Genomic DNA, 26,944 nt, shown 5'->3' on the forward strand with positions numbered 1-26,944 from the left:
CATGAGAGACGAATGCATTCAGGCGATCACCGCCGCATCACAGAGACCACTTACCGTCGCAGAAATAAACGGGATTGAAGAGCGTATCAAGAAAAATATGCGCAACCTCGCGCGTAACGATCCCGCCTCATGGCGCAATCTTAGCGAAGCGGAGCGCATGCAGCGCGCCGGGCAGATGGCGGCCGATGAATTGCAGCGAGAGGCCGCACTGAAAAAGCGGCGTATAGCCTTAACCATTGCCGCGCGTCAGCGCCTTGATAACTACATCAACAGCTACCAAGGCAAGGATGGAAAGCTTGAGGCACTAAACCGCACCATAGCTTTTCACGCTGACGGCAAGGCTAATTTTCTTTCTGTTGAGTCGAGAACCAAGGCAACCCGAGATTATGCTCTGAGCCAGTTGGAGGAGCTTTTCGAAGCTATCGATCCGCGTTTCTTCCAGCTGTTCGAGGACAATCAAGGCGTGCGCGATCTGGTCTACGAGATGCGCGGGCAGGAAACTGGAAATCAGCGGGCGAAAAGAGGCGCCGAAGCGTGGCGCCGTGTCGCAGAACTGCTGCGTCAGCGCTTCAACGATGCCGGCGGCGATGTAGGGTTCCTGGAGGATTGGGGGCTGCCGCAGCATCATTCCATGGAGAAGGTGGGCAAGGCGTCACAGGATGAATGGGTTGGCTTTGTTGTTGGGAAACTCGACCGCAACAAATATGTGAAAGAAAACGGCGAGATGATGAATGATGCGGAGCTTGCCGCATTCCTGGGTGAAGCCTACAAAACGATCGCTACTGGTGGGATGAACAAGCTTGGCGACAGCGGGATGCGGATTTCCGGCGCTCGCGCAAATCGCGGGAGTGCGGAACGGCAGATTCATTTTCGTGATGCCGAAACCTACCTCGAATACCAGCAGCGCTTTGGCGAAAAATCGATGTGGGACATTTTGGTAAATCACATTGATGGCGTGAGCAAGGATATCGCGCTCGTGGAAACCTATGGGCCCAACCCCGATCACGTATTCCGATCTCTGCTGGATCAGCTGACCAGCGAAACAGCAAAGGCAAATCCGCAGCGGTCAGGGCGCATTAATCGTCTGCGCAACAGTACCGAGAGCCTTTACAACTTCGTCGCCGGAAAAACGCAGCCCATCGCGAACCCACATATCGCGCGCTGGTCGGATAATGTCCGAAACTGGCTTGTTGCAACGCGGCTCGGTTCGGCGCTGATCTCTTCACTTTCGGATAATGGCACGATGTACCTTACCGCCAAAGTGAACAATCTTCCCATGGCGCAGCTGTTGCGTAACCAGTTGGCAGCCATGAATCCGGCGAACAAAGAAGAGTTACGGCTTGCGCGCGGCGCCGGCCTGTCGATGGAAACCTTGATCGGCAGCGTGAACCGCTGGGCGACTGACAACATGGGCCCGTCGGCGTCACGCTGGACGGCCAACGCGGTTATGCGCGCCAGCGGTCTATCTGCCTGGTCGGATGCCCATAAACGCGCCTATGGCGTCACCATGATGGGAGGGGTGGGTAATTTGGTGCGCCAGCATGGAAGCCTTGGGAAAATTGCTGCCGATGATGGCCGGATCCTCAAAAGCAAAGGGATTACCGAAAGCGACTGGAGCATCTGGCGTTTGGCTGAACAAGAGGATTGGGGGAACGGTAATGCAACCATGCTCACCCCGGAAAGTATCATGCGTATTCCAAATGAAAAACTCGAGGCATTTGGTAACCCGGAGCGCGTGAAGTTCGAGGCGATGCGCAAGCTTCTCGCCACGGTTTCCGAAGAGGTTGACATGGCAGTGATCTCGCCTGGTGCGCGGGAGCGCATGATCGCAGGCGCGGGCATGCAGCGAGGCACTGTTTCAGGGGAGCTTTGGCGCAGCCTTTTCCTGTTCAAATCCTTCCCGATATCAGTGATGATGCGCCATTGGTCACGTGCTATGGGAATGCCATCGGCTGGCGGACGCGCCGCTTACCTCGCGACGTTCTTGGCTAGCACGACGATTTTGGGGGCTATGTCTCAACAGATTAGCGACCTGATCGCGGGTAAAAACCCCCGTGAAGCCTTTGGCGAAAAGGCGCCGCAATTCTGGCTTAACGCCCTGCTTAAAGGCGGTGGTTTGGGGCTGTATGGGGATTTTCTGCTGTCTGACCACACGCGCTATGGATCCGGTGCGCTGGCCTCTATGCTTGGGCCGGTGGCCGGATTGGTTGATGATGCGATCAAGTTGGCACAGGGCGTGCCGCTTAATGCTGTAGAGGGAAAACCAGAACAAACTGGCGGCGATACCGTGAAGTTTGTGAAGGGGCTGATCCCAGGGCAAAACCTGTGGTACACAAAAGCCGTTTTGGATCATATGATATTCAACCAGATGCAGGAGTATTTCTCTCCCGGCTATTTGCGCCGGATGGAGAAACGCTCACGCAAAGAGTTCAATCAGACCTACTGGTGGCGACCTCAGGATAGGCTGCCTCAGTAATGGGGGTACCTTGGTTACGTTGATTGTTATATTCGCTGTATCTGGCGTTCTACTTGCTGTGGATCACTTTAGGTTCATACTGAACGATCAGGCCAAAGCGTTGTGTTGGTTTGTGTTCATAATACACGCGATATTGCTAGTCGGGAGTATTGCGACTGGAAAACTGATGTATTTTTCTCCTGACTAATATCAGAGCCCGCTGTGTGCGGGCTAATTTTTATCTCCCCTTGTGCTTATCCCAACAAGTTTTACACCATGCCATTAAACCATCTGCATTTGAGTTATTTGGGTAGAAACTAGTTCTTTTCCGACGAACCTTGCACATAGGGCACCATTTCATGTGCTTGGTGTTCTTTTCTCCCCTAAGACAATCTGTGCACCATATTGTTAAACCGTCGGGATGTTTGCTAGATTTGCTGAATTTATTATACGGCAAGTTTATTCTACATCTTGTACACTGCTTCTTATCTTCGGAAATGCTGGAAGCCTTGCCTCGTTCTGTCATAAACCTATCAGTGTTACTGGGAATTTCTTTTGGCTTATTGACCAGTACTGGTTGAACATCAATCACGGGTTTTTCATCTGCGACAATTTTTTTCTGTGTTTCTATGCTGGCCTTCTGCTTGTAGTAATCATTAATAGCTTGCAGGTCATATTCTGTTTTGTCGGTTACATTTGCAGCCCCAGGCTTGTGGTACTGAGTTGAAGTGCTATCCATAACCTGTGTGCGCTGTACGCGGATCTCCCCATCGTCGGTTTTTATTGTTCTGTTGTGGGTGACAACGGTTCTGTCGGAGACTTTGGTGCGGTTCTGGCTGATGATAAAAATTATCACTGCCACGACGCCAACCACGATAAAAAAAATTTCCATACTGCTTCCTAGCTAGTTTAGTCGTTCTTATAAATGTAATTCTTCTTGACTAGGCAATCAATCAATAGTCAGGAAACCGACCAACCACCCGCCACATCATAGCCCCATGACAACCATGGGGCTTTTTTATGCACAACGATTACAAAACCCGCCTTACCGCGCTGAGCGACAAGTTAACCGACGTCGTGCTCGAGGAAGCCGATCCGGATACCTGGCCGGGCGCCGACAAACCACTCGACAAACACACGAAGCAGGAGCGCGGCGATCGCTACTGGTGCAAGAAGAACGCGGCGGCGTCGCTCACACTGCTGGTGAAGGTGCATTCGCTGATCGGCATGCACACGCGCGGCGGAACGCCGAAAAACGGCGACGAGCCAGACGACGAGGCGTTTCTCCTTGGGCAGCAGGTATCCGCCGCTGAGCGCGCGGCGCAGGAAGTTCTCGACCGTATCCAGCAGCGGAAAAAATGATTTCGTTCGTCGCCTTTTTCATCATGTGGGCGGAGCGGATGGGGTGGGATGTTCCCGACTGCCATTACCGCGCCTGCCACTGGCTCGAGCACCGCGGCGATCTCGCGGTGCTTCGCTGTTTCCGTGGCTTCGGTAAATCTACCATTCTTGCGGTGTACAACGCCTGGCGGTATTACCAGAATCGCCAATACCGAATCCTGCACCAGTCAGAGGCCGACGGCACGGCGTACAAAACCAGCCGCGACACGCAGAACGTGCTGCGCAATCACCCGCTGACGCGCGGCATGCTGCCGGACGGGCAGGGAACCGTCGAGCAGTGGTGGGTGAACGGCTCACTGGATATGCGTAACGGCAGCATGTACGCAAAAGGCATTCTGTCGAACGTCACATCGGCCCGCGCCGACGAGTGCCAAAACGATGACGTCGAAGTCCCGCGAAACATCCAGACGCCGGAGGCGCGCGAAAAACTGCGCTACCGCCTCGGCGAGCAAACACACATCCTCGTCCCCGGCGGCCGTAAGCTGTTCATCGGCACGCCGCACACCCACGACAGCCTATACGATGAGGTCGAAGCCATGGGCGCCGACTGCCTGACCATCAAGCTTTTCGAGAAAGAGCACCGCATCGATGAAAAACAGTCGACGGTGCGCAGCTACGCGCTGCCGTTCCGGCCGGAATACGTCTTTGTCGGCATCCACATCGGCGCGCGTCTGCTCGCCGAGGGCGTCGATTATCAGCTGACGGCCACAGGTATCACCTTCGCTGAGCCGCCAGGAACGACGGTGGACTGCTACGCCGAATGTGCATGGCCAGAGCGGTTTACGCCGGCCGAGATGGAGAAGCGCCGGCAGGAAACGCGCACGGTCAACGAATGGGACAGTCAGTACCAGCTTCACAGCAAACCGATCGGCGAATCACGCCTCGACCCTGAACGCATCCGCGAGTACAACGTGCAGCCGGAAATCCGGTACGCGAACCGCACCGCCTCGATGTGGCTGGGCAGCCAGCAGATTGTTGGCGCTGTCGCCTGGTGGGACGTGGCCACCGGCAAAGCAAAAGCGGATGCCAGCGCCTTTTCTCTGGTGCTGACCGACTCACGCGGGCACCTGTATTGGCATGTGTGCCAGGAGCTGATCGGCGATCTGGCCGAGTTCAACGAACGCGACAAAATCACCGGCGGCCAGGTGGTGCAGATCCGAGAGCTGGTAATCCGGTACCAGATACCTCAGGTAGTGGTTGAAGTTAACGGGCCCGGCAGTTTCGCCGGCAAGCTGCTCCGCCAGGCGCTGAAAGGTACCGGCTGCGGTGTCCGTGAAGAGTTCACCATAACCAACAAGCAAAAACGCATCCTCGACGCGTTTGAGGCGCCGCTGTCGTCACGCTTCCTGTGGGCTCATAGCGCTGTGCTCGACGGGCCGGCTTACGACCAAATGCGAGATTTCAACCCGGCGGTAACCAATCAGCCGGACGACTTTATCGACTCTGGTGCGGGGGCAATCAGCGAAACGCCGGTGCGCATCGGTAAATTGGTCGGGAAACCGACCGCTCAGGGGCGGGAAGATTGGCAGCCAACAGATGGCGATCATGAGGTCGCAGTGGACTATTAAAACCGAGGCTGCCTTATGTCGGTACCTAACCAGACCCCATACAACATTTACACGGCCAACGGCCTGACAACCGTTTTCCCCTACGAGTTCTACCTGCTGAATGCCGGTGATTTAGCCGTTTCCCTCAATGGATCGGTGATCACCTCCGGCTATACGGTTTCCGGCGTTGGTAACGTGGATGGCGGCGAGGTCTCATTCCTAACGCCTCCGGCGAACGGCGTTACCGTTATGCTGGAGCGCGTGATCCCCACTTACCGCCTGACCGACTACCAGGACAACGGTGATTTGCTGGCCGATACCGTAAACAAGGATTTCGACCGCTTATGGATGGCTATTCAGCAGGCATTTATTTACTGGGGGTTGGCATTAACTCGGCCACTGCTCGGCGGCCCTTTCAATGCTAAGGGCTATCGCATAGAGAATCTTGCCGATCCTGCAAATGAGTTAGATGCTGTAAACAAGCGCTCGATGAAGTCCTACGTTGAGAAAATGATCGCGGGCGTTGTTGGTGGTTTCGGCTGGTTTGTTCAATGGGGCTGGGGGGCTGTAGCGCGCACTTTCCAGGACAAGATGCGCGAGCAGTTAACAGTGCTTGATTTTGGCGCCGACCCTACAGGGGGGCGAGAAAGCACATTGGCATTTCAACAGGCAATTGCTGCCGCCATTGCTAATGGTTACAAAACTGTAAAAGTACCGTCTGGAACCTATCTATTTAAAGGTGGTGCTAACGGTGAGCTAAATACTGGCGGTTTCGAATACTACGGAAACGCAGGTATTCTAATCGATGGCGAAGGTATTGATAACACGAAATTAATTTTCGATGCGCAGAATGCCGATGATGCGCTTATTAGTGTGCGCGGTGGCTCAGGTACAAATACGGCGCGCGGAGTTAAAAACCTCACGATAATTTCCAAAAATGGAACCGCAGAGAATCCAAATAAGAAAGGGATTGGCATTCTTTTGGAGGGGCCATGCTTTGCATATGTTGATAATGTAAATATTAGTTTTCTTAATGTAGGTGTTAAATTACATAACAATCTTGCTGGGCAATTCACTGAGTTCTGTCGGTTCAGAAACATGAGAATTGACAGGAATAATATTAATATTTTTTATCTTACCACATTGGGAGATAATAGTTTTCATGGCAACAGCTGGGATAATATCCAGTGTCAGATTCTTGATGGCGGTTACGGCATACGTGTTATTTCTAATAACGGCGGTCGCGCTCATATTTACAACAACTCGTTTAATATAAACTTTTTTGGTTCTACGAGTGGCGCGCGCTCTTACGCCATCGGGATGACAAAGTGCACATGCGACTACAGCATGTCAAATATGACGTTCGAAGGTGACGTTTATTTGCAATCAACAGACGACAGCTGGTGGCACTGTTGGGGCGTATTTAGCGGTTATAATGGCGTTTTGCGCTATGACTGCCCTGTAGCCCCACGCCTTGGCGTCCCCGCATCATTCATCTTTGATAATGCATCATCTGCTTCAAGCACCGGAAATTTCACAGAGCCTGAGCTGAGCCTGTGCTATCCGCAGATCTTAGATATGAACTGGTCGAATAGGGCGCTGATTGGCTCATATCCTGGCATTATCCGCACTCGCAGCACTTCTGGCTTTGTTAACTCGCTGGCGTTCGTGAATGGTGAGGGTGATACATCAGGGTTTAGATTTGGCTCTGTTGCTGACAATAGCAGGCTGCAGGGGTTCAAGACGAAATGGGTACTCAATACATTAGGCACTGTTTTGTCGGCCTACAATCCGGCTGGGACTTTGTATTTAAACGCAAACAATACGACAAATAGCACCTTAGGGCGCGTGTTTGTGTCCCCTTCAACCTTTAGTCCAGGAAGTGATAGCTCAATGTCTTGCGGCAATGGGGCGCAAAAGTGGACACAGGTATATGCCGTTAATGGATCTATCAATACATCAGATGCAACGCATAAAACCTTACCGCGTCAACCAACACAATCTGAATTAGATGCTTTTTATGAAATATCTAACTTACCGTGGGTGTGGCAGTGGCTATCCAAATATGCAATAGAGGGTGATGACGCGCGTCTTCACTCCGGACCAACAGTACAAGCTGCAATAGAGGTTATTGGCCGGTATGGTCTTGATTGGACTGATTACTCATGTTTTTGCTACGACTCATGGCCAGAGCAAGAAGAGGTAATTAGAACATGGGATGCAACGCCCGCTGTTTATGAAACAGTCCCTGCGCGCGCAGCTGTTGTAAACGACGACGGGGTTACAATTGAACCTGAAATTCCCGAGCATCAGGTTATTGTTTCAGATGCTGTGGAGGCAGGCAGCGAAATAATTCAGGAATATATTCCAGCTGGCGGTGTTTATTCATTTAGAAAGGATGAGCTTGCTCTATGGATGATAAGAGCGGTTATTTCAAAGCAAATATCGCTGGCCGACCGTGTATCAAAAATTGAATCATCGATTGTTCATCCCTAAGGGGTGGGGTATGAAAATGGAAAAAATCACGACAGGTATTTCTTATGGCGCCTCCGGTGGTGGCGCCGCGTTTTGGTTTACCCAACTTCTGGATGGGTACTCTCCAGAGCAATGGGCAGCGATCGGCGTGCTGGGCGGGCTGTTTTTCGCATTTCTTACCTGGCTGATGAACCTTTATTTCAAGATTCGTGAGGATCGACGCCGAGAACGCTTGGGGAGGGTTGCTAGTGAGCAAGTTGAATAAGACTGGCGCCGCCGGCGCGATCTGTTCTGTCGCGGTAATCATCGGCCTGGTGCTTTCGAGCGGTGAGGTAAAAACCAGCCGCGCAGGGCTTGAGCTGATCGGCAATGCCGATGGATGCCGCCGCGACCCGTACAAATGCCCGGCTGATGTGTGGACGGATGGCATTGGCAACACGCACGGCGTTAAACCAGGCGCGCGCAAAACTGATCAGCAGATCGCCGCGGATTGGCAAAAGAACATCCTGGCGGCAGAGCGTTGCGTTACCAACTATGCCGCCGGTGAAAAATTGCAGCAGGGTGCCTTCGACGCGGCGGTGAGCATCACGTTTAATGCCGGTTGCTCGACGATGCAGAAATCGACGATGTTCCGGCTGTTCCGCCAGGGTGATACTGAGGCCGCCTGCGATCAGTTCCCGCGCTGGGTATATGCCGGCGGCGTAAAGCTCAACGGTTTGGCGATCCGCCGTGACAAGGAGCGAGCTCTATGCCTGGCAAAATAACGTCTGTGGTGGTGATTTTGCTGGCTCTGGCGGCCATTGTAGGCGCTGGCGCCTGGCTGGCTGGTCGTCACTATCAGCCGACGATTGACCGCCTCAACGAGGCGCTGACGCAGTGCAAAGCCAGTAATAAGCAACAGGCGGCGGCGATCGCCAGCCAAAACGCTGGCATTGAGGCGCTGCAGCGTAAACAGGGTGAGCTGGAAGCCAAGGCAAAGGCAGAGCAGGAAAAAGCCCACAGAGAGGCGCAGGGCGATTATGAGAGGGCTAACGCAGTTATGGCCGAGCGAACCACAGGCGATTTGTGCGCCGCGGCGTCGGCGGCCTTTGACGCTGAACTGCGACGGGAGCGTGCGCAATGAAAAATCTGATCTTGGTTTCCGCCCTGGCATTGGGCGGCTGCTCTGGAGCGTCACCGGCGCCGTCATATGTCGAGGTGAAAGTGCCGGTGGCCGTGCCATGCAAAACGGCAGACGTTGCGCGTCCGGCGTTTGCTGTTGACCAGTTGCAGCTCGGCGCACCGATCGATACGCAGATGAGAGCATTGCGGGCTGAGCGTCATCAGCGGATAGGGTATGAGCGGGAATTACTGGCAGCGAATGAGGCGTGTAAGTAGAATTCTACAGGTCACTATTCGCGGTAAGTTATTGATTGATAGTGACTGAAAATGTCGTTTTTTGTGGTGTGATGTAGTGTGTTAATTAAGCTGTTTTTATGGTAACAATTTGATTTTTATTTTATTTGTTGGGTTATCTGCTTCTTTTGGCGAGAAACAGGCGTACGGTCATAATTAATAATGCTGCCAGCTAGGAGAAAAAGAGTGACACGGCGGTGCAAAAGCACGGCAATGCCATAACGAAAACTGAATAAGGGGGCGATTATGACACAAGTTTGCATAGCTGCGTATGTGTATGGCGTGGTGCAGGGGGTCGGGTTCCGCTATTCCACACAGCGGCAGGCCGAGGCGCTGGGGGTGACCGGCTATGCGCGCAACCTTGATGACGGCAGCGTTCAGGTGGTGGCCTGCGGCACGCAGGCGCAGGTGGACAAGCTGGTGGCGTGGTTGAAACAGGGCGGCCCGCGCAGCGCGCGCGTCGAACGCGTGCTGGTGGAGCCGCAGGGCGTGGTCGATTACGCCGGGTTTGGCATTCGCTATTGAATGCCGGACTGCAGCGGCGCTGCGGGCGGAGCGGTCAGATGCATTTTACCGGTTTCGGCAATCCGGCGATCTTGGTGGCTTGTTTAGCCGGCCCCTTCGGGAACAGGCGATACAGATAGCGGCTGTTGCCTTTTTCTTCGCCGTATTTTTGCGCAATGGCCTTGACCAGCATGCGAATCGCCGGTGAGGTGTTAAATTCCTGATAGAAGTCGCGCACGAAGCGCACCACTTCCCAGTGTGCTTCGGTGAGCACGATCTCTTCCTGTGCCGCCAGCAGTGGCGCCAGTCCTTCATGCCAGTCGGCGCTGTTTTTCAGATAGCCCTGCGCGTCAGTGTCGATAACCCGACCTTCAAACTCCAACATACTGCCTCGATAACGGATAATTCGGAACGGCCGCCAGTTTAGCAAATTTTTTCGGCCGCAAAAAACAAAGCCCCGCCGGAGCGGGGCCATGAAGGCATGAGTTATGTGCGATCAGTTGCTGCGGGCGAAGCCCAGAATGCTCAACAGGCTGATGAACATGTTGTAAAGCGACACGTACAGGCTAACGGTGGCGCGAATGTAGTTGGTCTCGCCGCCGTGAATGATGTTGCTGGTTTCCCACAGGATCGCGCCGGCAGAGAACAGGATGAACAGCGCGCTGATAGCCAGGTGCAGGGCAGGGATCTGCAGGAACAGGTTGGCGATCACCGCCACCAGCAGCACCACAAAACCGGCCATCATCATGCCGGACAGGAACGACATGTCTTTACGGGTGGTCAGCACGTACGCCGAGCAGCAGAAGAAGACGGCTGCGGTACCGCCCAGCGCCAGCATGATCAGGTCGCCCGCGCCGGCGTTCAGGAACGAGCTGAGGATTGGGCCAAGGGCGTATCCCATGAAACCGGTCAGCGCGAACGCCGCCAGAATGCCCGCCGGGCTGTTGGCCAGTTTATGGGTCAGGAACATCAGGCCATAGAAACCGACCAGCATCAGCAGCAGACCCGGAGCCGGCAGACCCAGCATCGTGCTGGCGGTTGCGGTCAGGGCTGAGAAGGCCAGGGTCAGGGATAACAGGAAATAGGTGTTGCGCAGGACTTTATGCGTGCTGAGCAGCGAGTCGCGCGAAGAAGATGAGACGACAATGCGGTCCATAATGCTCTCTCTTATCAAGCCATCACAAAATAATCCCGATAATAGGCAGCGCAAGCGCTTGATTAAAGTTTGTTTACCAATCTTTACCCTTAGTTATCATTACGGCAACAGCGGGGGGGAGGTGCGCGTTTGTTCGCCGTTTGCTGCGCCTTCGCCGATTTTTCGCGCGGTTGAACGCGCTTGGGCTTTACAAGCGAATGAGGTCTGTTTATAGTGCGCGTCGTTGCGGAGGGGTGGCCGAGTGGCTGAAGGCAACGGTCTTGAAAACCGTCGACGGGAAACCGTTCCAGAGTTCGAATCTCTGCTCCTCCGCCATACATTCTGACCCCGTGCTCTCTGAGCACGGGGTTTTTTGCTTTTGCGTGCTCAGAAACTGGGGCGCTTTTGCAGGAAACGCGATCGGCTATTGATAAGGGCCACGCATCGGTGAGATTATGCGGTCATCAAGGTTGGCTGCCCGGATGCCTGCTGCTGCCAGGCGCCGCCGGGGTGATAATCAACGCCACCTTATCAATTTCGCTTAATGCTCTTATGGAGACAGAGATGAACTGGTATCAAGTCGCCCTATGGACCATGATATTTTTGAAGTCCGGCGCTTTCCTGGTGTTCGTGTGGTGGTGGATGTTCAAACGCGCGACCAAACCCTATGTGCGCCCGCAAGACGTCGTGGTGGACGATAAGCCGTATGATGAGAACCTCACCATGGAAGAGGTGATGAAGAATCACGGCATCGTCCGCACGGATATGTCGGTAAAATAGTCCCTCCCCAATCGGTATCTGGGGCGTGTTTGCCATAAACGCGCCCTTTGTACTGTTTCTGCCTCTCCATTACATTTTGTTTTCACGTTAACGGCATAGCGTGACCGGGAAAAGCACGCCATGAACGATGTACGCATCCTGCCGAACTTTACGCATCGAAAAAACGCCGTTCTTAATGCCGAGAGAGATCATGGGGATTTCTTTGGTCAGTTCGTCCGGTGCGTTGTCGTCGGGGGTTTTGCTGATTTCTCGGTGGGTAGTCATGTAAAACCCGTGAGCTAACCTCCTTATATCTAAGTTTATTTTTCTATCCAGGCTGTAGGTTTTTCCTCTTACGGTAATGTCCCCGCGCTGCACGATCATGGCATGGTGTTCGTCATAGATGAATAAACTGCCCGTCACTTTTAATTCCAGGTCATCGCCTGAAGCTAATCGTTTTTTAGTTATCGTATCGGCCTGGCAATTCATATGCACAGGTGCGGCGGGTGTTAAAACGCGAAACAGGACAATGAAGAGGATCACCGCCAAAAATCCGATAATCAGTATTTTGGGATTGTGCAATGCGGCCATTTATTTTCCGTTGAGAATTTTGTAGGTGACACACTGGGTATATTGATCTTGCGCACTGAGATAACACACACCGAGAAAGGTGTTATAAGTCAACGTGTGCTTTACGGAGGAGAAATAGATATCCGCCTTGCTGTTGATGCAATCGACGCCGCTGCTCTCTAACGCTTGGTTAACCATGCTTTTTTCCAGATTGTCATCAATATGCTTGTCCGCATCCAGAGAATACAAGGTGCAGCGGTCTTTTTTTCCTAGCGGAACTAACTTTTCTCTCGGTTGATCGGGCGGTTCAATAGGATAGAAGGCCGCGATGAACAACAGCGGAATAAATACGCCGCAGATAGCGGCAATAGCGCTAATCTTTACCTTCTTCTGCGGTGACGTGATATGAGATCCGGCAACCGGCTGGGGAGGCGAAAGCGGCTCTGATGTGGAAGAGGGCGGCGTTTCGTTCACGGTTGTCTGCGGTGATGGATAAATATCAATCATGGCGGTAAAGCAAAAGCCGACTTTCGCCAGGGTCTTTATGGGGGAGGTTTCTCTCCCCAGCAGTTTGAATGCTTTCCTTATTTCACTGACGGCCACATTGAGGCTGATCGATGAGCCTGAAAAACCATACTCTTCCCATACCTTTTTTATCAACATCTCACGTTTCAATGGGATATTCGGATGAGTCAGCATTTCAATTAACAGGCGTGAAGCCGGGTTGGATATCCGTATCGATGACTCATCATTGTCAATGAGTTGGAGACGACACGCGTTTGCGTCATAGATAACGCAGAGGTCGATAATATATTTCATGTATTCAGGTTTTTATAATGATATAGGCTTCCAGTTCGCGGCTAGTATTTAGTGAAACTTCGGAGAGGTCAAGGTTCCGGACGGAAAACATAAATAATTCAGGTCTTTTTTTATTTTTCCGGCGAAAGGAATGTGCGGTGAATTACCCTCTTGCCGGTCTTTTTTGGTGTTAAATTCTGAAAATGCAATATTTTATAGATTATAATAATTAAAATTTACGTTAATAAAAATAATGTTCCTGTTGTTAATGGTTTGATGCAGAATTATCTTAGTGTTTTACGGCACCGGTTTACGTGCCAGTCGCTTATTGTTTGCTCCCGAACGGCAATGCGAATTTTCCAAGAAGACGGCGGGTATTTAGTGCAAGGTATCGCCGTTATCCTTAGCCATGGATGGAGGAAGTATGCTCAGTATCGGTATCGTATCTGAAAACATCTTTTTCAGAGAGGCGATAAAAAGAATATTGATGCCAAGGATTTTTCATAAAGATCACGTTATTGCCTACTACGACGATCTGCCTTTGGCTATGGGGCGTAATTGCCACGATATTCTGATCGTCGATGATGCGGTAAAAAGCATGCTGCGCTTTAGCATGGCGATGACATTATTGTCTGCTATTCATGGCGTAAAGGTTTTTTTGACGACGGAAGAGAAACGCCGTCTTTTATTCCGTTCCGTCTCGCGTGATGTGGTTGTGCTCGATAAAAAAATCAGTATCCCCGGTATGAGTAAAGAGTTTTCTTTTCTGGTGGATAAGGTCACGCAGTGCTCTGCATTAAATGGAGACGTTGAGGGCGGAACGGTTCGCAATACGAAAAACCGCCTGACGGAAAGTGAGGTGGAAACGCTCCATTTGCTTTCCTTCGGCTATACGGTGACTCAGGTTTCCCGAATTCTTGATAAAAGCGTAAAAACGGTCAGCACGCAGAAATGCAGTGCATTACGCAAAATGGGATTGAAAAATCGAGTGCACAACTTATTGGAGATTTCATCCGGTTTCTCGGAGGTTATCTAGAAATCGTTATGTTCACCATTTGCATTACCGGCTGACGAATAACTCGATGGCTTGATTTTATAAAAACAGGAATGTGTTCACCCTTTTGCCTCTGTATTACGGGGAGGGATTATTTCATCCCGCCGGCAGCGGCCGTTTTTTATTTATTCTCTCAAACCAAACTGTTATGGAGTTTTATCTCATGATGAAGAAGATGCTTTCTGTTGCAATCATGGCGGCTGCGGTCGCTGCGCCAGTGGCTTTTGCTGAAGACAATTCCGCCGGTGGCGTCATTAACTTTAGCGGCGCCATTACCGACACCACCTGTACGATTAACGGCGGCAAGAGCGCGGATTTCACCGTAGCGCTGAGCCCGATCTCGGTGACTGACGCGGGTAACACCGTTGGGCCAATCACCAAGAACAAGAAGTCCTTCTCGCTGACCTTCTCCGGCTGTTCGCCGGCGGCCGGTACCGCAGGCACTCCGCTGAAAATCTACTTCTCCTCGGCGGATAACATCTCCACCGACGGCAAATATTTGCTGAACAACTCGGTCAACGAGAACGACGCTTTCGTCGCGAAGAACGTGGGCTTTTCTCTGGCGGAAACCGGTTCTTCCACCCCCATCCAGCTGAACGTGCCTTATGTCACCGACATCATGGGCGACAAAGCGGCACCGGATTCAGAAACCCTGACGTTGGACGCGTACTACTACAAAACCAACGCCGAAGCGGCAAAAGTGGGCGCTCTGAGCTCCAACGTGACTTACACCATTTCTTACCTGTAATCGCGCTGACAGCCAGGCCCTTGATGGGCCTGGCCACCCGGGGGAACGATGAAAAAATACATGATGATAGCGGCGTTGTTGCTCGGTTCCGTTGGTGCCCAGGCCAATGTGGTGGTTAACGGGACGCGGGTGATCTACCCGGCAAACAACAAGGATGTGATTGTCCAACTGCTGAATAACGGCGCCGATCCCTCACTGGTCCAGGCCTGGATCGACGACGGCGATATCAATTCCACCCCGGAAACCGCCAACGTGCCGTTTTTGCTGTCGCCGCCGGTGGTGAAAGTGAACGGCAACAGCGGGCAGCAGCTGCGCATTCAGAAAGTCGGCGCCGCATTGGCGGCGGATCGCGAATCGGTGTTCTATCTCAACGTGCTGGATATCCCGCCGACGCCGGAAAACCTCCAGGGCACCAATACGCTGCAGTTGGCGATCAAGTCACGCATCAAGCTGTTCTACCGCCCGCAGACGCTAACCCGCGGCGTAGAAAACGCGATGGAAAAACTGACGCTGCAAGCCAATGGCAAAGGGTTCAACGTCATCAACAACAGCCCGTATTTCATCACGGTAGCGAATATCGGCCAGGGTACGGACAAGCATCTGCTGGTTGATTCGCTGATGGTCGCGCCGTTTTCCTCCCAGTTTGCTGCCAGCAAACGATCGGTCAGTAAAAACGTCCGTTATGACCTGATGTATATCGACGATCTGGGGGCTTACAAGTCTAAAGCCATCACCGCACACTAACCTGAAAGAACAACAATGAAGCTGAATAAAAAAGTCCTCTCGCTGCTGACCGCCTCTTCATTCTTGTTGCCGGATACGGCCTGGGCGGTGACGTTCGACACTTCGCTGTTGGCCGGCGAATCACGCGATTCCGATCTCTCGCGTTTTTACCTCAATAATGACATGCCTGCCGGCCGACAGGAGATCGATGTGTATGTCAACCATGACTGGAAAGGGCGCTATGCGCTGCTGTTTGGCACACAACGCGACGATATCCAAATCGACTACCAGGATGCGCAGCGGCTGGGCATCGATCTGAGTCAGCTGCCGAGGCCCCAGGCACCGTTGACGACGCTGTCGATCGCCACGCTGGTACAGGGTGGGCGGTTCGATATGGACGTCAGTGCGCTGAGCCTGCGGCTGACGGTGCCGCAGGCGCGGGTCAACCGGTCGGAGGCGGGATACGTGGATCCGGCCTTCTGGAATCGCGGCATCTCCGCATTGACGCTGGCTTACAACGCGACGTACTACCACGCCGAGGCGCGCGGCGACGGCAATCACAGCAACAATGACGATTTTTATACCGGGTTGGAATCCGGGATCAATCTGGCCGGCTGGCAATTTCGCGACAGCAGCAGCTTTCGCCACGGCAGCGGACGGGGGAGCCACTGGCAGAACAACACGCGCTACCTACAGCGCGGCTTCGCCGACATCAAATCCAACCTGACCGCCGGTGATTTTTATTCGCCGGGGGATCTGTTCGACTCGATACGCATCCGCGGGGTGGCGCTGGCGTCGGATATCAGCATGCGCCCCAACTCGCAGCAGGGCTTTTCACCGGTCGTGCGGGGCGTGGCGCAAACCAACGCCCTGGTGAAAGTGATGCAGAACGGCAACGTGATCTACCAGGAGAACGTGCCGCCGGGCGCCTTTACCCTCGACAGCATTCAGCCGACCGGCTCGGCGGGCGATCTGTGGGTGACGGTCAAAGAGGCGGATGGGCGCGAACAGTCGTTCAGCGTGCCGTTTTCCGCCGTACCCAACATGTTGAAACAGGGTGTCAGCCAATACAGCGTGCTGGCCGGCAAGGTGAACGAAAGCAATACCGATTACGATCCCGGCTTTGTGCAGGGTACCCTGCATTACGGTTTCAACAACCTGGTGACCGGTTATGCCGGCAGCATTTTGAGCGACGACTATCAGGCCTGGCTGCTCGGCAGTGGCTGGAACCTGCCGATAGGGGCGGTGTCCATCGACCTGACGCATGCCGATACCCGCCTGAAAAATCGCCGTGAAAGCGGGCAAAGTTTCCGTATTGCCTACAGTAAATTCCTCGACGTCACCGCGACCAACTTCACGCTGGCGGCCTACCGTTACTCCACCCGCGGTTACTACAGCTTTACCGACGCCATTTACTCCAATGACGGCTACCGCCAACTGGAACGGCAGTTTGACCGCTGGCGCGACGAGGAGGGCGTGTCCGAACTGGATATGAACACCTGGGACGCGCTGCGTTCCGCCCGGCCGAAAAATACCTTTACGCTTAACCTGAACCAGCGTCTTAACGAAGGGTGGGGCACGCTGTTCTTCTCCGGTTCCCAGCGCGATTACTGGACGGCCAACGCGAAAAGCCGCGAATACCAGCTGGGATACTCCAACAATCTGGGGCGCGTCAGCTACTCCGTTTCCGCCAGTCGGGTGCGTAATAGCCAGCGTGAGGAAGAAACGCGTTATTACCTGTCGTTCAGCCTGCCGCTGTCGGTGTTCGACAACAACGCTTATCTCAGCACCGGCCTGTCGGCGACGGACTCTCACTATCAGCAAAGCACGGTCAGCCTGAGCGGCAACGCGCTGGAATCCAACCGCCTGAGCTACTCGCTGAGCGGCAGCAATCGCAGTGGCGGAGACAACATGGCCGGCCTCAATGCGGCCTATCGCACCCGCCTCTCGACGCTCGGCGTCTCCTACAGCGAAGGCAACGACTATCGCCAGAGCGGCCTCAGCGCGCGCGGCAGCCTGGTGGCGATCCCCTGGCATATGCTGGCGTCGAACGAAATCGGCAACACCATGACGGTGGTCGAAGCGCCGCAGGCCGAAGGGCTGATGGTCAACGGCGACGAAAGCATTGTGACCAACGCGCAGGGCCTGGCGCTGGTGCCTTATGCTACGCCGTACCGGCAAAATTCGGTCACGCTGTCGGATACCGGCCACAGCAGCGGGGCGGAAATCAGCGGCAACGTTGCCAACCACGTGCCGTACTACGGTGCGGTCAGCTACCTGAAATTCGAGACTGACCCACGTCGGCCATTCCAGCTGCGAGCGCAGCGTGCCGATGGCGCACCGCTGCCGTTCGGTGCCGAAGTGCTGGATGAAAACGGCCGATCGATAGGCTTTGTCGGCCAGGCCAGCGTGCTGTACCTGCGCGCCGAACAGCCGCCGACGGCGTTGACGGTGCAACTGCGCGACGGCCGTTGCCGCATCGCCAAACCGACTCTGGCGCTCGACGCGTCGCCCGGCGTTTGCCGCTAATACAGGATAACCGAACCTATGATCAGGCTGATTTTTTTGCTGCTGCTGTCTGGGCTGTTCAGCGGCTATAGCTATGCTTCCTGCTATGGCAAGGGGGTGGAGTTTGCGTCGCCGATTTTCGTCGATCTTTCCGATAAGCTGAGCGCCAATACGCCGGTATGGGAGGCGCAATACAATACCCAGTACACCGGAACCTTTAACTGCAGCAAGTCCAAAAGCAACTTTTCCTACACCATCAAACTTCCGACGAAAGACTCGCAGGCCGCGATTTTCGGTTTTAACGATGGCCAACAGTGGGTCCGCGCAGAAATCACCAACAAGATAAGTGACAGAACGTTGAGGGGGAGAGGGGAACACTCTGCTTCAGAATTAAATTCCCCGATGACCATTCGTTATTCTCTGGTGCAAAAGCCTAAGGATGGGCGGGTGGTACCGGGCGATACACTGATGCTCGATGATGCTTTAATGGTGAGTGACGTGACCGGCATCGGCATACTGGAGTTACCGTTTTGGCTGCTGGAGCAGGTGGGGAAACTGCTCACTTGGTTGCTTACCGGCAATTGGCCTTATGACGATCGCGATATGTATGGCCAGCCGATGAACATCAAGTACGCGCCGAAAACCACCACCTGCCGTTTCGACAACGCCGGCCTGACGGTCAGATTGCCCAAAATGGGCGTGGCGCAGGTGCTGAGTAACAACCAACCCGGCTACACGCCGTTCTCGCTGAACATCAGCTGCCAGAACATGCAGCAGGAAGGCATCGCCGATCGCGCCGTTGAGATGTTCCTGTCCAGCAATAACCTGCTGGCCTCCGACGCCAGCGTGTTGACCAATGCCAATGCTGGCGGGGCGCAAGGGGTGGGGCTGCGCCTGGTCAAGCGCGACATGCCGAGTTCGCCGGTGGTACTGTCGCCTTCCAACGTCGATCGCGGCAGCGCCACCTCACTGTTTCACGTCGCCGCCGGCGGCAGCCTGAACAGTCACTTCATCATCGGCATGGGGGCTTATTATTACCCTTATCAGCGCGATGGCGTCACGCAGGGGGAAATCAACACCTCGGCCACGTTGAACATCATCTATCCCTGAGAGGTTCGGGCTCGGAATAACCGGTGCGCAACCTGTTTCGCTCACCGGTGTTCCGTCATGCGTTCGAAAATATGTGCGCCGGCGCCCTGTTGGCCCAAAATATCGTTTGGGTTGCGCAGCGGGCAGTCGGTGAGCGACAGGCAGCCGCAGCCGATGCAGCTGTCGAGATGGTCGCGCAGCACCGTCAGCCGCTGAATGCGCTCATCCAGCGTTTTGCGCCAGGCGGAGGACAAAATTCCCCATTGTTCGGCGGTCAGCTTGCTGCCGGCAGGAAAGCGGCCCAGCGTGGCGCGGATCTCCTCCAGCGGAATGCCCGCGCTTTGCGCGATTTTGATCACCGCGATGTAGCGCAACACCACCGGCGTGTAGCGACGCTGATTACCGGCGTTGCGCGTTGCCTGAATCAGCCCCTTGCTTTCGTAAAAGTGCAGCGCGGATACCGCCACGCCGCTGCGCTTCGCCACTTCCCCCACGGTCAATAGCCGATAGGTGTCAATCGGTTCATTTCTTGCCATTCCACGTTCCTCAGCTTGACCTCAAGTTAACCTGAGGTTTTATAGTGCAGCCAGCCGGGCTTGGCAACCGGCATCTCTCGTCACCTGCCTGCGCTGCGTCGGGGGAAGGATGGCTTTGGCTGTAAAATCAGGAAGAAACCGTTACATGATGAAACGATACCTCATTATTGCCGCGCTGCTGGCGGCGCTCGCCGCCGCCGCCGTTGCGATGCGATCCACCGCGCGGCAAAACGAAGGCGCGCCGGCCTATCCACCGGTGAAAGTGGCGCTGGCGCCCGCCCTGCGTGAACAGGCGGCGCGCAGTTACGCCGGCGTGGGCGAGCTGGAGGCGGCCAGCCAGGTGGCAGTGGCGGCGGAGACCAGCGGCCGCATCACGCGCATTCTGTTCGAATCCGGCCAAACGGTGCGGCAGGGGCAACTGCTGGTGCAGCTCAACGATGCGGTCGAGCAGGCTGAGCTGGTGCGCCTGCAGGCGCAATTGCGCAATGCCGATCTGCTGTTGGCGCGCATGCGCAAGCTGATGAACCTCAACGCCACCGCGCGGCAACAGCTGGACGATGCGCTGGCTGAACGGGATATGGCGCTCGGTGCGGTGCAGGAAACGCAGGCCAAAATCGCGCAAAAGGCGATCCGCGCGCCGTTCGCCGGCACCATCGGCATTCGCCGCGTGCATGAAGGGCAATACCTCAACGCCGCCGACGCGGTGGCGAACCTGGTGGACGCCGATACGCTGCGCGTCAACTTCTCGCTGGACGAACAAAGCAGCGCCGGGCTGGCGCTGGGGCAGGCGGTGTCGGTGCAGGTTGGGGCGTATCCCGATCGCGCATTCCCCGCCGCCATTACCGCTATCGATCCGATGATCGGCAAATCCCGCACCGTGCAGGTGCAGGCGACGTTGACCAACCGCCAGGGGTTGCTGAAGGCCGGCATGTACGCCGGCATTCGCGTCACGCAGCAGCAGCGCGTGGCGGTGTTGACGGTGCCGGAAACGGCGCTGACCTACACGGCCTACGGCGATACCGTGTTCCTGGCGCAGCAGGGTGAAAAGGGCATGACGGTCAAACGCGTTTCGGTCGCCGTGGGTGAGCGCAACGACGGGCGCGTCGAGATCGTCAGCGGCCTGCAGGAAGGCGATCGGGTGGTGACCTCGGGCCAGCTCAAGCTGAGCGACGGCATGGCGGCCGAGCCGGTGGCGCAGGATACGTTGAACGCCGCCCAGGCCGGTTCTTGAGGAGAGACCGATGACATTTACCGATCTGTTCGTGCGCCGGCCGGTGCTGGCGCTGGTGGTCAGCACCCTGATCCTGCTGTTCGGCGCGCTGGCGCTCAGCCAACTGCCGATCCGTCAATACCCGCTGTTGGAAAACTCCACCATCACCATCAGCACCGACTATCCCGGTGCGTCGTCCGAGCTGATGCAGGGCTTTGTCACGCAGCCGATCGCCCAGGCGGTGTCGTCCGTCGAGGGCGTTGACTACCTTTCATCCTCGTCGGTGCAGGGGCGCAGCGTGGTGACGGTGCGCATGGCGCTGAACCGCGATTCGACCCAGGCCTTGACTGAAGTGATGGCCAAGGTCAACCAGGTGCGCTACAAGCTGCCGGAGCAGGCTTACGATCCGGTGATTGAGCGCTCCGCCGGTGAAGCTACCGCCGTCGCCTATGTCGGCTTTTCCAGTAAAACGCTGTCCACGCCGGCGCTGAGCGAATACCTGACGCGGGTGGTGGAGCCGATGTTCACCACTATCGACGGCGTCGCCAAGGTGGAAGTGTTCGGCGGGCAAAAAATGGCGATGCGCCTGTGGCTGGACAGCGATCGGCTGGCCGGCCGCGGCCTGACCGCCGCCGACGTGGCCGACGCGGTGCGGCGCAACAATTACCAGGCGGCGCCGGGCAAGGTGAAAGGGCAGTATGTGGTTGCCAACGTGCGGGTGAATACCGATCTCACCAGCGTGGAGGAGTTCCGTAATCTGGTGGTGCGCAACGACGGCAACGGCCTGGTGCGCCTGAAAGACGTCGGCACCGTGGAGCTGGGCGCCGCAGCCACGGAAACCAGCGCGCTGATGGATGGCGAACCGGCGGTGTTTCTCGGCGTCTTCCCCACGCCGACCGGCAACCCGCTGGTGATCGTCGACGGCATTCGTCACCTGATGCCGGCAATTGACAAGATGCAGCCGCCGGGCGTGAAGATGGCGCTGGCGTTCGAAACCGCACGCTTTATCCAGGCCTCGATCGATGAAGTGGTGCATACCCTGCTCGAAGCGCTGGCGATCGTGGTGGCGGTGATCTACCTGTGTCTGGGGTCGCTGCGCACCGTGCTGATCCCGGTGGTGACCATTCCGCTGTCGATCCTTGGCGCCGCCGGGCTGATGCTGGCCTTCGGCTTCAGCGTCAATTTGCTGACGCTGCTGGCGATGGTTTTGGCGATCGGTCTGGTGGTGGACGACGCCATCGTGGTGGTGGAGAACGTGCATCGCCATATTGAAGAGGGGAAAACGCCGCTGGCGGCGGCGATGATCGGCGCGCGCGAAGTGGCGGGGCCGGTGATCGCCATGACCCTGACGCTGGCGGCGGTCTACGCGCCGATCGGCCTGATGGGCGGGCTGACCGGCGCGCTGTTTCGCGAGTTCGCGCTGACGCTAGCCGGCGCGGTGGTGGTATCCGGCGTAGTCGCGCTGACGCTGTCGCCGGTAATGAGTTCTCTTCTACTGCCGGCCAAACAGAGCGAAGGGCGCGTGGCGCGCGCCGCCGAGTGGTTCTTCGGCGGCCTGACGCGGCGCTATGCGCGCGCGCTGGATTTCTCGCTGCACCACCGTTGGGTGACCGGCGTGCTGGCTCTGCTGGTGATGATCAGCCTGCCGCTGCTGTACCTGATGCCGCAGCGCGAGCTGGCGCCGACCGAGGATCAGGCCATCGTACTGACCGCCATCAAGGCGCCACAGCACGCCAACCTGAACTATGTCGAGCGTTTTGCGTACAAGCTGGACGAGGTTTACAACCGCATGCCGGAAACCGAAAGCCGCTGGATCATCAACGGCAGCGACGGCACCGCGTCCGGCATCGGCGGCATCAACCTGACGCTGTGGCAGGCGCGCCAGCGCTCGGCGTCGGCGGTGCAGGCCGATCTGCAACGGGCGGTGAACGACGTCGAAGGCACCAGCATTTTCGCCTTCCAACTGCCCGCGCTGCCGGGCTCCACCGGCGGGCTGCCGGTGCAGATGGTGCTGCGTACGCCGCAGGACTACCCGCAGCTGTACCGCACCCTGGAAGAGGTGAAGCAGAACGCCAGAAACAGCGGCCTGTTTATGGTGGTGGACAGCGATCTGGACTACAACAACCCGCTGGCGGAGGTGCATATCGACCGTGCCAAGGCCAACAGCCTCGGGATCCGCATGAGCGACATCGGCGAATCGCTGGCGGTGCTGGTGGGGGAAAACTACCTCAACCGCTTCGGCATGGACGGGCGCGCCTATGATGTGATCCCGCAGAGCCTGCGCGAACAGCGGCTGACGCCGCAGGCGCTGGCGCGGCAGTTCGTTCGCACGCAGGACAATACGCTGGTGCCGCTCTCCACCGTGGTGTCGGTGGCCGTTAAGGTCGAGCCGAACAAGCTGACCCAGTTTAACCAGCAGAACGCCGCCACCCTGCAGGCCATCCCCGCGCCTGGCGTTTCGATGGGCGAAGCGGTCGCCTTCCTCGAGCGGCAGGCCAATGCGCTGCCGGCCGAATTTAGCCACGACTGGCAGGGGGATTCGCGCCAATATACCCAGGAAGGCAGCGCGCTGGCGTTCGCGTTCCTGGCGGCGTTGGTGATCATCTACCTGGTGCTGGCGGCGCAGTATGAGAGCCTGAAGGATCCGCTGATCATCCTCATCACCGTGCCGCTGTCGATCTGCGGCGCCTTATTGCCGCTGGCGCTGGGTTACGCCACGATGAATATTTATACCCAGGTCGGGCTGGTGACCCTGATCGGGCTGATTAGCAAGCACGGTATTCTGATGGTGGAGTTCGCCAACGAACTGCAGATGCATCAGGGGTTGACGCGGCGCGCCGCGATTTTGCAGGCGGCGCAAATTCGCCTGCGGCCGGTGCTGATGACCACCGGGGCGATGGTGTTCGGCTTGATCCCGCTGCTCTTCGCCAGCGGCGCAGGGGCTGCCAGCCGCTTCGGTCTGGGATTGGTGATCGTGTCCGGCATGCTGGTGGGCACGCTGTTCACCCTGTTTGTACTGCCGACGGTGTATACGCTGCTGGCGCGCGATCACGCGGTAGCGTCGCCCCGGCAGCGTGAGTTGGCCGCCGCGCAAAAGGCGCTGACGGAATAAACCGCCGGCGCCCGGATGGAAAATAAACCCGCCGAGGCGGGTTTTTTCGTCAGTTTTTGCAGCCCATCAGCTCCGGCAGGACGCCGGGCTTGCTCTTCAGCGAGGCCTGCACGTCGTCCGGCAGACCGGCCCAGATGATCAGGCCGGTACGCTTCTCGATCTCGTCCACCGTCACGCGGAATTGGCAGAAATCGGCGCCCTTCGGCGTGTTTTGATCGAACAGGAAGGCGGCATAGTGGTTTACCGCCGGGCTGTTGTTGATGAAAATCACCTTCCAGTAGGCGCTGGGGATGGTGTGCGCTTTCTGGGTGCCCGGCAGTTTGCCCATATCGCGTTCATACAGCGGCCCGGTCACGGTATAGACCGAGGAGATATCGGCGCGATCGATCAGCTTGCGTTCCTGATCTTCCAGCCGCGCCCAGGCGCCCTGGTTAAGATCGGACTTTTGCGGCGTGATGTTGGACAGGTAGTTCAGCGATTCCCAGTCGGAAACGCCCGCCAACGAGGCCAGCGGCGCCTGATGGCCGCGATCGACCTTCAACGCCGCATTGGCACCGGTGTAATCGGCGGGCGCCAGGGTATCCGCCGGATTGAGCGCCGGGTCGGTTTTCCAGTTGCGCGTCTTGCCGCTGGCCGGCGTGTCTTTGGTGATGTGATAGGCCACCCAGTTGGCGAACTTGGTGGTGCTGTTGTTGTTCAACGTATAAGCATGACGCACGATCGACACGTTGCTGCTGCCGCCGGTCGGGCAGCCGACCGCGCAGTTGTCGATGGATTCGAGCGTGTCGGCCGACGCCTGTACGGCGAACAGCAGGGCGGCCAGGGCCAACATCTTGTTGTTAAAGCGCATATTCATATCCTCAATAAGTTAAAAAATACTGTATATATTTACAGTGAATTAAACTTATCGCAGTGAAACGAATACAACAATGCAACATATTCATGTTGCGAATGTGTCAGCGTTAGCAGAGCGGAACGGCGCCTTACACGCCGCTTGGCCGATCAAAAACGCCAAAATGCGCGTGAACAAAGGATCAGCATCGGATAGATCTCGAGGCGGCCGAGCAGCATGGCGGCGCACATCAGCCATTTCGCCGCATCGTTCAACGTGCCGAAACCGGCGGCGGTTTCTCCGTACCCCAGCCCCATATTGTTGATGCAGGCGGCGACGGTGGCGAAGGCGGTGACCAGATCATAGCCCATCAGATTCAGCAGCCAGATAAACAAGCAGGTGAACAGTACATAGAGAAAGAAGAAGCTCCAAACGGAGCGCAGCGTTCGATCCTGGATCGGTGCATTGCCGACCTTGATGGTATACATGGCGTTGGGATGCACCAGCTGGTTGATCTCGAGCCGGCTTTGCTTGTACATGATCAGAAAACGCAGTGCTTTAATGCCGCCGCAGGTGGAGCCGACGCAGCCGCCGAAGAAACTCGCCGCCAGCAGCAGCATGATGGTATGGGACGGGATCCGGGTGTAATCGGCAATCGCCAGGCCGTTGTCGGTCATCATCGAGCTGGTGAGGAAAAAGCCGTGCACGAAGGCGTCTTTGGCGCCGTACATGCCTGAACGGTATAGCTCGATACACACGATCGCCACGACGATGGCCAGAATCAACAGGAAAAAGCGCAGCTCGGGGCTGCGGTACAGCGGTTTCAGGCTGCGGCGGCCGACGGCCACGAAATAGAGCGTGAAGTTCACCGCCGCCAGAATAGAGAAAATGCCGCCGACCATTTCCACTGCCGAACTGTCGTAGTACCCCAGGCTTTCGTTGCGGGTGGAAAATCCGCCGAGCGAAACGGTGGAAATGCCGTGGCATAACGCATCGAACCACGGCATGCCCGCCAGACGAAAGGCGACGGTACAGGCCAACCCCAGCCCAAGGTAGATCAACCACAGGTTTTTCGAGGTATCGGCCAGGCGTGGCGTCAGGCGTTCCTCCTTGAACGGGCCGGGCATTTCCGACTGGTAAAGTTTGGCGCCGCCGATGCCCAGCAGCGGCAGCACGGCCACCGCCAACACGATAACCCCGAGGCCGCCGATAAAATTGAGCTGGGAACGGTAGTAGAGGACCGATTTGGGCACGTTCGAGACGTCATTCAGCACCGAGGCGCCGGTGGTGGTGATGCCGGAGACTCCCTCAAACATCGCGTCGACCAGCCGGACGTTCAGCGTATCATCCAGCCACAGCGGCAGGGCGCTGATCGCGGAAAACAGCAGCCAAAACATCACGATGATCAGAAAGCCGTCCTGAGTGCGCAACTGCACTTTCGACTGGCGGGTGCTGAACCAGCCCAATCCGCCGAGCGTGGCGGCCACCACCAGGGTATAGAAGAATGAGAAGGCGCTTTTTTCTTTATACAACAGGCCCATCAGCAGGGGTGGGATCATCGAAAGGCTGTAAAGAAGGACCAAAAAGCTGCAAAGATGAATGACGACCAGGATTTGTTTGGTTCTGACCATGCTGTTGCTCGGAATGCCTGCCGACAATGTGTCAATTTATTGAAGTGTATCAAGCATAAAGCAGGCGATATAAAAATAGCGTAAAAATTCATATCGCCGAATAAATATGGCCGGTGAGCCTGCCGGGGAAGACGTTATTCCAGCAGGTCGTTGACCGTGCGGCGCACATAGTGCGTCATTTGCGCCAGATCGTCCGGCGACACCGGGCCGCCGCCGGCGCGCACCACCTGCTGTTCAATCTGGGCGATCTCTTGCTCGACCTTGTTGGCTATTTGCACCTTGACTATCTTGTCCACCGAAGACAGCAGCACCTTCAAGACCACTTTCAGCGCGATGTTCTCGCAGAACGAATCGTAGTGATGAACCGGCGGCGGCGGGGCCGGAGCCGGCTCGGGCGCGCGCGGAGCCAGAGCCTTGAAGCTGTCTACATTTTCAATAATAAGATCCATGTCTCTTATTAGT

26 protein-coding genes and 1 tRNA gene are annotated in these 26,944 nt (G+C 56.1%); 18 read left to right on the forward strand and 9 right to left on the reverse strand.

From position 1 onward, the window contains the following. Position 1 precedes the first annotated feature (1 nt). Entirely contained in the window at positions 2–2,476 is a 2,475-nt protein-coding gene (locus WCL58_RS16620) for a hypothetical protein (protein ID WP_336851398.1), read from the forward strand. 217 nt (positions 2,477–2,693) lie between these two features. Here the strand turns inward: WCL58_RS16620 and WCL58_RS16625 are convergent, their stop codons facing one another. Then, positions 2,694–3,347: a hypothetical protein gene (locus tag WCL58_RS16625; protein WP_336851399.1), complete on the reverse strand. Its 654-nt coding sequence runs from the start codon at positions 3,345–3,347 to the stop codon at positions 2,694–2,696. 128 nt (positions 3,348–3,475) lie between these two features. On the opposite strand from WCL58_RS16625, the gene WCL58_RS16630 reads away from it, so the two are divergent. The 8 genes from WCL58_RS16630 (at position 3,476) to yccX (ending at position 9,798) form a co-directional block, all read left to right on the forward strand. Continuing rightward, positions 3,476–3,817 (forward strand): hypothetical protein, encoded by a 342-nt coding sequence (locus WCL58_RS16630; protein WP_336851400.1) that lies wholly within the window; start codon positions 3,476–3,478, stop codon positions 3,815–3,817. After that, positions 3,814–5,424, forward strand: a complete 1,611-nt coding sequence (gene terL, locus WCL58_RS16635) for a phage terminase large subunit (protein WP_336851401.1) — start codon at positions 3,814–3,816, stop codon at positions 5,422–5,424. The genes WCL58_RS16630 and terL overlap by 4 nt, the downstream gene beginning before the upstream one ends. A 15-nt stretch (positions 5,425–5,439) precedes the next feature. Continuing rightward, a complete protein-coding gene (locus WCL58_RS16640) occupies positions 5,440–7,899 on the forward strand; it encodes a phage tail fiber domain-containing protein (protein ID WP_336851402.1) in 2,460 nt (819 codons plus the stop codon). A 10-nt stretch (positions 7,900–7,909) separates the two neighbouring features. After that, positions 7,910–8,143 carry a phage holin gene (locus tag WCL58_RS16645; RefSeq protein ID WP_019456264.1) on the forward strand — a complete coding sequence of 78 codons (234 nt, stop codon included), beginning with the start codon at positions 7,910–7,912 and terminating at the stop codon, positions 8,141–8,143. Beyond that, on the forward strand, positions 8,136–8,642 hold the full coding sequence (locus tag WCL58_RS16650) for a lysozyme (protein WP_336851446.1): 507 nt from the start codon (positions 8,136–8,138) through the stop codon (positions 8,640–8,642). Before WCL58_RS16645 ends, WCL58_RS16650 begins: the two co-directional genes overlap by 8 nt. Next, complete coding sequence (locus WCL58_RS16655) at positions 8,627–9,001, forward strand: hypothetical protein (protein ID WP_336851403.1); 375 nt, start codon at positions 8,627–8,629, stop codon at positions 8,999–9,001. The genes WCL58_RS16650 and WCL58_RS16655 overlap by 16 nt, the downstream gene beginning before the upstream one ends. After that, positions 8,998–9,255, forward strand: a complete 258-nt coding sequence (locus tag WCL58_RS16660; protein WP_336851404.1) for a hypothetical protein — start codon at positions 8,998–9,000, stop codon at positions 9,253–9,255. Before WCL58_RS16655 ends, WCL58_RS16660 begins: the two co-directional genes overlap by 4 nt. 264 nt (positions 9,256–9,519) lie before the next feature. Next, positions 9,520–9,798, forward strand: a complete 279-nt coding sequence (gene yccX, locus WCL58_RS16665) for an acylphosphatase (RefSeq protein WP_060419652.1) — start codon at positions 9,520–9,522, stop codon at positions 9,796–9,798. Between the two features lie 34 nt (positions 9,799–9,832). Here the strand turns inward: yccX and tusE are convergent, their stop codons facing one another. Then, complete coding sequence (gene tusE / locus WCL58_RS16670) at positions 9,833–10,162, reverse strand: sulfurtransferase TusE (RefSeq protein ID WP_070913939.1); 330 nt, start codon at positions 10,160–10,162, stop codon at positions 9,833–9,835. A 111-nt stretch (positions 10,163–10,273) separates the two neighbouring features. After that, entirely contained in the window at positions 10,274–10,933 is a 660-nt protein-coding gene (yccA, locus tag WCL58_RS16675) for an FtsH protease modulator YccA (protein WP_004928091.1), read from the reverse strand. 227 nt (positions 10,934–11,160) lie between these two features. On the opposite strand from yccA, the gene WCL58_RS16680 reads away from it, so the two are divergent. Together WCL58_RS16680 and WCL58_RS16685 are read left to right on the forward strand one after the other, a co-directional pair. Further along, positions 11,161–11,248: transfer RNA gene (locus WCL58_RS16680), tRNA-Ser, on the forward strand. Positions 11,249–11,476: 228 nt separating this feature from the next. Continuing rightward, entirely contained in the window at positions 11,477–11,692 is a 216-nt protein-coding gene (locus WCL58_RS16685; protein WP_038875263.1) for a hypothetical protein, read from the forward strand. An 87-nt stretch (positions 11,693–11,779) separates the two neighbouring features. Here the strand turns inward: WCL58_RS16685 and WCL58_RS16690 are convergent, their stop codons facing one another. Together WCL58_RS16690 and WCL58_RS16695 are read right to left on the reverse strand one after the other, a co-directional pair. Then, entirely contained in the window at positions 11,780–12,262 is a 483-nt protein-coding gene (locus WCL58_RS16690; protein ID WP_060440259.1) for a hypothetical protein, read from the reverse strand. Next, positions 12,263–13,060: a winged helix-turn-helix domain-containing protein gene (locus tag WCL58_RS16695; RefSeq protein ID WP_060440258.1), complete on the reverse strand. Its 798-nt coding sequence runs from the start codon at positions 13,058–13,060 to the stop codon at positions 12,263–12,265. It lies immediately after the preceding gene. 403 nt (positions 13,061–13,463) lie between these two features. Between WCL58_RS16695 and WCL58_RS16700 the strand changes: the two genes are divergently transcribed. The 5 genes from WCL58_RS16700 to WCL58_RS16720 all read left to right on the forward strand — a co-directional run bounded on the left by WCL58_RS16700 (position 13,464) and on the right by WCL58_RS16720 (position 19,182). After that, on the forward strand, positions 13,464–14,075 hold the full coding sequence (locus WCL58_RS16700) for a response regulator transcription factor (RefSeq protein ID WP_060440257.1): 612 nt from the start codon (positions 13,464–13,466) through the stop codon (positions 14,073–14,075). A 181-nt stretch (positions 14,076–14,256) separates the two neighbouring features. Continuing rightward, entirely contained in the window at positions 14,257–14,841 is a 585-nt protein-coding gene (locus WCL58_RS16705; protein WP_336851405.1) for a fimbrial protein, read from the forward strand. A 48-nt stretch (positions 14,842–14,889) separates the two neighbouring features. Further along, complete coding sequence (locus tag WCL58_RS16710; RefSeq protein ID WP_060440256.1) at positions 14,890–15,585, forward strand: fimbrial biogenesis chaperone; 696 nt, start codon at positions 14,890–14,892, stop codon at positions 15,583–15,585. A 15-nt stretch (positions 15,586–15,600) separates the two neighbouring features. Next, entirely contained in the window at positions 15,601–18,093 is a 2,493-nt protein-coding gene (locus WCL58_RS16715; RefSeq protein ID WP_336851406.1) for a fimbria/pilus outer membrane usher protein, read from the forward strand. Between the two features lie 18 nt (positions 18,094–18,111). Beyond that, positions 18,112–19,182: a fimbrial protein gene (locus WCL58_RS16720; protein WP_087762291.1), complete on the forward strand. Its 1,071-nt coding sequence runs from the start codon at positions 18,112–18,114 to the stop codon at positions 19,180–19,182. Positions 19,183–19,223: 41 nt separating this feature from the next. Here the strand turns inward: WCL58_RS16720 and soxR are convergent, their stop codons facing one another. Next, positions 19,224–19,697, reverse strand: a complete 474-nt coding sequence (gene soxR / locus WCL58_RS16725; RefSeq protein ID WP_087762292.1) for a redox-sensitive transcriptional activator SoxR — start codon at positions 19,695–19,697, stop codon at positions 19,224–19,226. A gap of 145 nt (positions 19,698–19,842) precedes the next feature. On the opposite strand from soxR, the gene WCL58_RS16730 reads away from it, so the two are divergent. Together WCL58_RS16730 and WCL58_RS16735 are read left to right on the forward strand one after the other, a co-directional pair. Next, a complete protein-coding gene (locus tag WCL58_RS16730) occupies positions 19,843–20,928 on the forward strand; it encodes an efflux RND transporter periplasmic adaptor subunit (RefSeq protein WP_141958745.1) in 1,086 nt (361 codons plus the stop codon). Between the two features lie 10 nt (positions 20,929–20,938). Next, positions 20,939–24,019 carry a MexW/MexI family multidrug efflux RND transporter permease subunit gene (locus tag WCL58_RS16735; RefSeq protein ID WP_141958747.1) on the forward strand — a complete coding sequence of 1,027 codons (3,081 nt, stop codon included), beginning with the start codon at positions 20,939–20,941 and terminating at the stop codon, positions 24,017–24,019. Between the two features lie 49 nt (positions 24,020–24,068). On the opposite strand, the gene WCL58_RS16740 is transcribed toward WCL58_RS16735, so the two are convergent. The 3 genes from WCL58_RS16740 to WCL58_RS16750 form a co-directional block, all read right to left on the reverse strand. Next, positions 24,069–24,869, reverse strand: coding sequence for a DNA/RNA non-specific endonuclease (locus WCL58_RS16740; RefSeq protein ID WP_038875289.1), 801 nt, complete (start codon positions 24,867–24,869; stop codon positions 24,069–24,071). A gap of 152 nt (positions 24,870–25,021) precedes the next feature. Continuing rightward, entirely contained in the window at positions 25,022–26,482 is a 1,461-nt protein-coding gene (locus WCL58_RS16745; RefSeq protein WP_060419630.1) for a TrkH family potassium uptake protein, read from the reverse strand. Positions 26,483–26,616: 134 nt separating this feature from the next. Further along, positions 26,617–26,931: a hypothetical protein gene (locus WCL58_RS16750; protein WP_016928271.1), complete on the reverse strand. Its 315-nt coding sequence runs from the start codon at positions 26,929–26,931 to the stop codon at positions 26,617–26,619. Positions 26,932–26,944 lie beyond the last annotated feature (13 nt).

This window comes from Serratia sp. TMDUHS_CL, assembly GCF_037137105.1.
GTDB classification, from domain to species: domain Bacteria; phylum Pseudomonadota; class Gammaproteobacteria; order Enterobacterales; family Enterobacteriaceae; genus Serratia; species Serratia nevei.